This window comes from Planktotalea sp., from assembly GCF_049680325.1.
Classification (GTDB): domain Bacteria; phylum Pseudomonadota; class Alphaproteobacteria; order Rhodobacterales; family Rhodobacteraceae; genus Planktotalea.
Genome location: NZ_JBAUHO010000003.1, coordinates 1 through 4,635, shown reverse-complemented (window position 1 = coordinate 4,635; position 4,635 = coordinate 1). Strand labels below are relative to the sequence as shown.

Annotated in this window: 7 protein-coding genes and 1 pseudogene; 4 read left to right on the top strand and 4 right to left on the bottom strand. The window is 56.2% G+C overall.

Translation table 11 applies throughout. From position 1 onward, the window contains the following. A partial coding sequence (locus WBC85_RS00135) for a glutamate-5-semialdehyde dehydrogenase (RefSeq protein ID WP_424432660.1) occupies positions 1 to 1,137 on the top strand: 1,137 nt, incomplete at its 5' end. A 3-nt stretch (positions 1,138 to 1,140) separates the two neighbouring features. Here the strand turns inward: WBC85_RS00135 and WBC85_RS00130 are convergent. After that, the gene (locus tag WBC85_RS00130; protein ID WP_424432659.1) at positions 1,141 to 1,752 is read right to left on the bottom strand and encodes a histidine phosphotransferase family protein; all 612 of its coding nucleotides are present in this window, start codon (positions 1,750 to 1,752) and stop codon (positions 1,141 to 1,143) included. Positions 1,753 to 1,778: 26 nt separating this feature from the next. Here WBC85_RS00130 and WBC85_RS00125 point away from each other — a divergent pair, with 26 nt between their 5' ends. The 3 genes from WBC85_RS00125 to WBC85_RS00115 all read left to right on the top strand — a co-directional run bounded on the left by WBC85_RS00125 (position 1,779) and on the right by WBC85_RS00115 (position 3,691). Then, positions 1,779 to 1,964: a DUF3553 domain-containing protein gene (locus tag WBC85_RS00125; protein ID WP_424432658.1), complete on the top strand. Its 186-nt coding sequence runs from the start codon at positions 1,779 to 1,781 to the stop codon at positions 1,962 to 1,964. A 123-nt stretch (positions 1,965 to 2,087) separates the two neighbouring features. Continuing rightward, positions 2,088 to 2,858, top strand: coding sequence for a GNAT family N-acetyltransferase (locus WBC85_RS00120; protein WP_424432657.1), 771 nt, complete (start codon positions 2,088 to 2,090; stop codon positions 2,856 to 2,858). Then, the gene (locus WBC85_RS00115; RefSeq protein WP_424432656.1) at positions 2,855 to 3,691 is read left to right on the top strand and encodes a lysophospholipid acyltransferase family protein; all 837 of its coding nucleotides are present in this window, start codon (positions 2,855 to 2,857) and stop codon (positions 3,689 to 3,691) included. The genes WBC85_RS00120 and WBC85_RS00115 overlap by 4 nt, the downstream gene beginning before the upstream one ends. On the opposite strand, the gene grxD is transcribed toward WBC85_RS00115, so the two are convergent. The 3 genes and pseudogenes from grxD to WBC85_RS00100 form a co-directional block, all read right to left on the bottom strand. Next, complete coding sequence (grxD, locus tag WBC85_RS00110) at positions 3,688 to 4,050, bottom strand: Grx4 family monothiol glutaredoxin (protein WP_424432655.1); 363 nt, start codon at positions 4,048 to 4,050, stop codon at positions 3,688 to 3,690. The genes WBC85_RS00115 and grxD overlap by 4 nt on opposite strands. 33 nt (positions 4,051 to 4,083) lie before the next feature. Further along, positions 4,084 to 4,320, bottom strand: coding sequence for a BolA/IbaG family iron-sulfur metabolism protein (locus WBC85_RS00105; RefSeq protein WP_424432654.1), 237 nt, complete (start codon positions 4,318 to 4,320; stop codon positions 4,084 to 4,086). Between the two features lie 66 nt (positions 4,321 to 4,386). Then, positions 4,387 to 4,635, bottom strand: a pseudogene (locus WBC85_RS00100) (phosphoribosylformylglycinamidine synthase subunit PurL); the annotation flags it as partial.

The following is a 4,635-nucleotide window of genomic DNA, read 5'->3' as shown; positions in this document are numbered from 1 at the left end:
GTGTGGAAAAGCCGCGAGGCGATCATCGACGCGAACCAGCTTGATATGGAATTCGGGCGCGAAAAGGGCCTGTCTGACGCCATGATGGATCGCCTGATGCTGGACGAGGGCCGCATTCAGGGTATCGTGGATGGCCTGCGTGCGGTCGCAGAGCAGGCCGACCCTGTGGGCGAAGTTCTGGCCGAATGGGACATGCCGTCAGGACTGCATATTCGCCGTGTGCGCACGCCTTTGGGCGTGATCGGCGTGATTTACGAAAGCCGCCCGAATGTCACAGCGGACGCAGGTGCGCTGTGTTTGAAATCCGGTAATGCGGTGATCCTGCGCGGCGGCTCGGAAAGCTTTCACAGCTCTGGCGCTATTCACGCGGCATTGGTGGACGGGGTCGTTAAGGCGGGTTTGCCCGCGGATGCGATCCAGCTTGTGCCAACGCGCGATCGTGCTGCGGTGCAGGAAATGTTGACCATGACCGATACGATCGACGTGATTGTGCCGCGCGGTGGCAAAGGGTTGGTTGGACTGGTGCAACGTGAAGCGCGTGTGCCTGTCTTTGCCCATCTTGAGGGCATTGTTCATATCTATATTGATGCGGCAGCCGATCCCGTAAAAACACTTGATGTCGTGCTTAACGCGAAGACACGGCGCACGGGCATTTGTGGGTCTGCCGAATGCCTGCTTGTTCACCGTGATGTCGTCGATACGCTCGGGCAGGGCGTGTTGCGCGCGCTTGTGGATGCAGGCGTAGAAGTGCGCGTTGGCGAAGGACTGGGCGATATCGAGGGCACCGTTGCAGCCAATGACGCGGATTTCGGGCATGAATTCCTTGATATGATTATCGCGGCCAAAGTGGTTGACGATATCGACGGGGCCATCACCCATATTCGCAATTTCGGCTCAAACCACACAGATTGCATCCTGACGGAAGATGACGCGGCAGCGGCGAAATTCTTTGCCGAACTCGATAGCGCAATTCTGATGCGGAATGCGTCCACCCAGTTTGCGGATGGCGGTGAATTTGGCATGGGCGCTGAAATTGGTATTGCCACCGGCAAGATGCATGCGCGCGGCCCTGTCGGTGCGGCGCAATTGACCAGCTTCAAGTATCTGGTTGAAGGGGACGGAACCGTACGCGCCTAACGCCTAGATCGTTAGCGAGGCACCTTCAGCCGTTTGCACAAAACTGATGTTGCGGCCTTGATTGGACGCGCAGAGCGGAAGCAGCAGGAATTGCACGTGCGCAGGCACGATTGCGCTGTCATTGTCGGTCTCGCCTGGTGCGCGCGATAGCGTGTCCCAAAGGGCAGGCTCCAGCCGCAGGCGGTCTGCGGCCATGTCAAAGTGCCAGTTCTTGCCGCGGCGTGTGATTGTCAACGTCCCGCCAAAGGCCATGGCCTGTTCGGCGCATTGAATGGCCAGAAAGGCGATTTGTACTTCGGATCGGCTAAGATCTTCGACAGGGTCCCACTGAACAAGCAAGCGCGAGCCGCGTGTGATATCCCGCAGGATCGAAGTAATCTCGGCGCGGCCAAGCAACTGGGTTTCGCTGGGCGCACCGTAGGCGATGCGGAAAAACCGGATGCGCGCATTGGCGGCATCAACGCTTTCGGAGATCAGCGCCATTTCGGGCCCGACCGCGCTTCCCGTCATTGAAATGAGTTCCATTCCGTTGTTGATTGCCCCGATCGGGCTAATCAGATCGTGGCAGATGCGCGAGCCTACCAACGCGGCGAAGTGCAGACTATGTTGACCCATTAGGATGTCCCTTGGAAGGAAATGACATGAGTGACCTCAATGCGTTCTTGGAGCCAGGAATGTTAGTGCGCCACCCATCCGAGCCGGACTGGGGCCTCGGGCAGGTGCAATCGGTGATCCAGGGGCGCATCACCGTTAACTTTCGAGAGGTCGGGAAGGTTGTCATCAATGGCACTCTGGTTGCGTTGCTACCTGTCTTTGATGAGTCCTAATGGTTAATAATCCATAAATCAACTTAAAGTTGTGTTGCTCGTGTTTTGCGGGAAATTGATGCGCTTGTAACACGGCTGCGCTTTGCGTATTGCTCGCCCCAAGTTTCCTGCACTGGTCTGCTTATGACACAACCAGATTTTGACGTGATTTTTGCTAGCACAGAGGCGCATCTGCGTGCGGTGCAGGCGCTGCGCTACGATGTGTTTGTGCGGGAACTTGGTGGCGACGGCGCGTTGGTGGACCACGAACAATGCCTGGAGCGGGATCGCTTTGACCCTTATTCCCGTCATTTGCTACTGATTGATCGCACCCGCACAGGCGAAGAAGGCGGCAAAGTCGTCGGGGCCTATCGTCTGTTGGACCAAGACGGCGCGGCGCAAGCGGGAGGGTTTTATTCAGAGCACGAATATGACCTTAGCTGTTTACTAAAGTCCAAACGCCGGCTGCTGGAATTGGGGCGCTCGTGCCTACATCGAGAGTATCGCGGTGGCACCGCGATGTATCATCTTTGGAGCGCACTTGCAGAGCATATCATGCGCGAGGGCATTGATATCCTGTTTGGCGTTGCAAGCTTTCACGGAAGTGATCCAGCTGACTGGGCGCAGCCATTGTCTTTGCTCTTTCAACGCCACCTCGCGCCAGAGGCGCTGCGCGTGACGGCCAAACCACCCAATGCGCCGCTTGATATGATCGAGCCAGAGCAGCTGGATCGCAAAGCGGCGATGATCCAGATCCCTGCGCTCATCAAAGCCTATTTGCGCCTTGGCGGTGTCGTCGGGCAGGGGGCCTATCTTGATTACAAGTTTAATACCACCGATGTGTGTCTGATCCTCGATGTTGCTCAAATGAGCGAAAAGCAGCGGAAACTTTATACGAAGGGACGCGCGCGATGAGCCCGACATGGCAACCAGATAAAGATGACGTTGTCGACCTGTCGAAGATCGGCACCATTGGCTGGCTTCGATTTGTGCTACGCGCAATTCCGATTATCGCGCTGATCCTGGTGTGCCTTGTCTTGCTCTTGCTTACGCGTTTAATTGAACGCCCCTTTTTTGGTCTGCGTCGTCCTATCACGCCTTATATCACGCAATTTGTGTGTCGAAACGCGTTTCGGATCATGGGGATGGGCTTTACGGTTAAGGGCGCGCAAATGCGCCATTCCGGGGCCGTGGTGGCCAATCATAGCTCTTGGTTGGATATCTTTTCGCTGAATGCTGCCAAGCGGGTTTATTTCGTGTCCAAGTCCGAAGTGGCCGGCTGGCCCGGTATCGGCGCATTGGCGCGCGCAACAGGGACCGTTTTCATTGAGCGTGACCCGCGCAAGGCGCGCGTGCAAAAAGAGGTTTTCGAAAGCAGACTAAAGGCTGGTCACAAGCTGTTGTTTTTTCCAGAAGGGACATCCACCGACGGCTTGCGGGTTCTGCCTTTCAAATCAACGCTGTTCGCTGCGTTCTTCGCGCCGGAGCTGCGCGATATTCTATGGGTTCAGCCCGTCAGCGTGAACTACACAGCCCCTAAAGGGGAAGAGGCGCGGTTCTATGGCTGGTGGGGGGAGATGGATTTCTTTCCACACCTGATAAAAACGCTGGCCGTGCGCAAAGCAGGTTCTGTCGAAGTGGTCTACCATCCGCCCCTGCGCGTGGCAGAGGCGGAGAGCCGTAAATCAATGGCGCTGGCATGCGAGCAAGCGGTGCGCAGCGGTCATCACATTGCCGGCCTGACTTAGCCGTTGGCTTCGCGAATTTTGTCTGCTGCGTCTTTGTCATAGGCAACAGCGTTTTCGTCAAACAGCGTGTCCAGTTCGCCTGAAAGCGTCATTTCGGTGATGATATCGCAGCCGCCCACGAATTCGCCTTTGACATAAAGCTGCGGGATTGTCGGCCAGTCAGAAAAATCCTTGATGCCTTGGCGAATGCCCTCATCGGCAAGTACGTTCACATCCGTGAAATCAACGCCCATGTAGTTCAAAACGCCAGCCACGCGCGAGGAAAACCCGCACTGCGGCATTTCTTTTGTGCCCTTCATGAACAGAACAACATTGTTGTCAGTGACTGTCTTTTGGATGGTTTCTTTTGCGTCGCTCATAATCGTCTCCTGATGCGCTTTGGCGCGAAGGGGTTAGTTAGGGGCTTTGGTCGTCAGGGCTAGCGCGTGCAACTCGCCCGCGCTACCGTCCATCTTACCTTTTAGCGCAGCATAAACCGCGCGCTGTTGTTGCACGCGGTTTTTACCTGCGAATGAGGCATCAATCACTTCGGCAGCAAAGTGCTGGCCATCATCGCCTTGCACAGTGATCTGACCTTCCGGGAAGGCCTCGCGAAGAAGGGTTTCAATCTCTTGTGCGGTGATCGCCATTTAGATGCCTTTCAGTGCGTTACTTGCCTCAGATGTAGAAGCGCGGGGAGGGCCGGACAAGGGGCCTTATGAAAAGAGCGCTGGAAAGACGCTTTCGGACAAGGCTTTTAATTCCGCAAGCGGGGCGCTTGAATGACCTATTGTGACATCCTCACCGCCAAACTTGCCCACGAATGCGATTGGAACGCCTGCTTTTGCGGCTTCGCCCATCAACGCTTCGGCCTGATCGAAGTTGCAGGCGACAAGGTAGCGCGCCTGATCTTCGCCAAACAATTCCGGGGTTTGATCGCTGTCGAGCGTAAGGCCGACATTCGC

Excerpts from the sequence above, each read along its gene's own strand:
- WBC85_RS00130 (WP_424432659.1), bottom strand. The coding sequence starts at position 1,752 with ATGGGTCAACATAGTCTGCACTTCGCCGCGTTGGTAGGCTCGCGCATC.
- WBC85_RS00125 (WP_424432658.1), top strand. The coding sequence starts at position 1,779 with ATGAGTGACCTCAATGCGTTCTTGGAGCCAGGAATGTTAGTGCGCCAC.
- WBC85_RS00120 (WP_424432657.1), top strand. The coding sequence starts at position 2,088 with ATGACACAACCAGATTTTGACGTGATTTTTGCTAGCACAGAGGCGCAT.
- WBC85_RS00115 (WP_424432656.1), top strand. The coding sequence starts at position 2,855 with ATGAGCCCGACATGGCAACCAGATAAAGATGACGTTGTCGACCTGTCG.
- grxD (WP_424432655.1), bottom strand. The coding sequence starts at position 4,050 with ATGAGCGACGCAAAAGAAACCATCCAAAAGACAGTCACTGACAACAAT.
- WBC85_RS00105 (WP_424432654.1), bottom strand. The coding sequence starts at position 4,320 with ATGGCGATCACCGCACAAGAGATTGAAACCCTTCTTCGCGAGGCCTTC.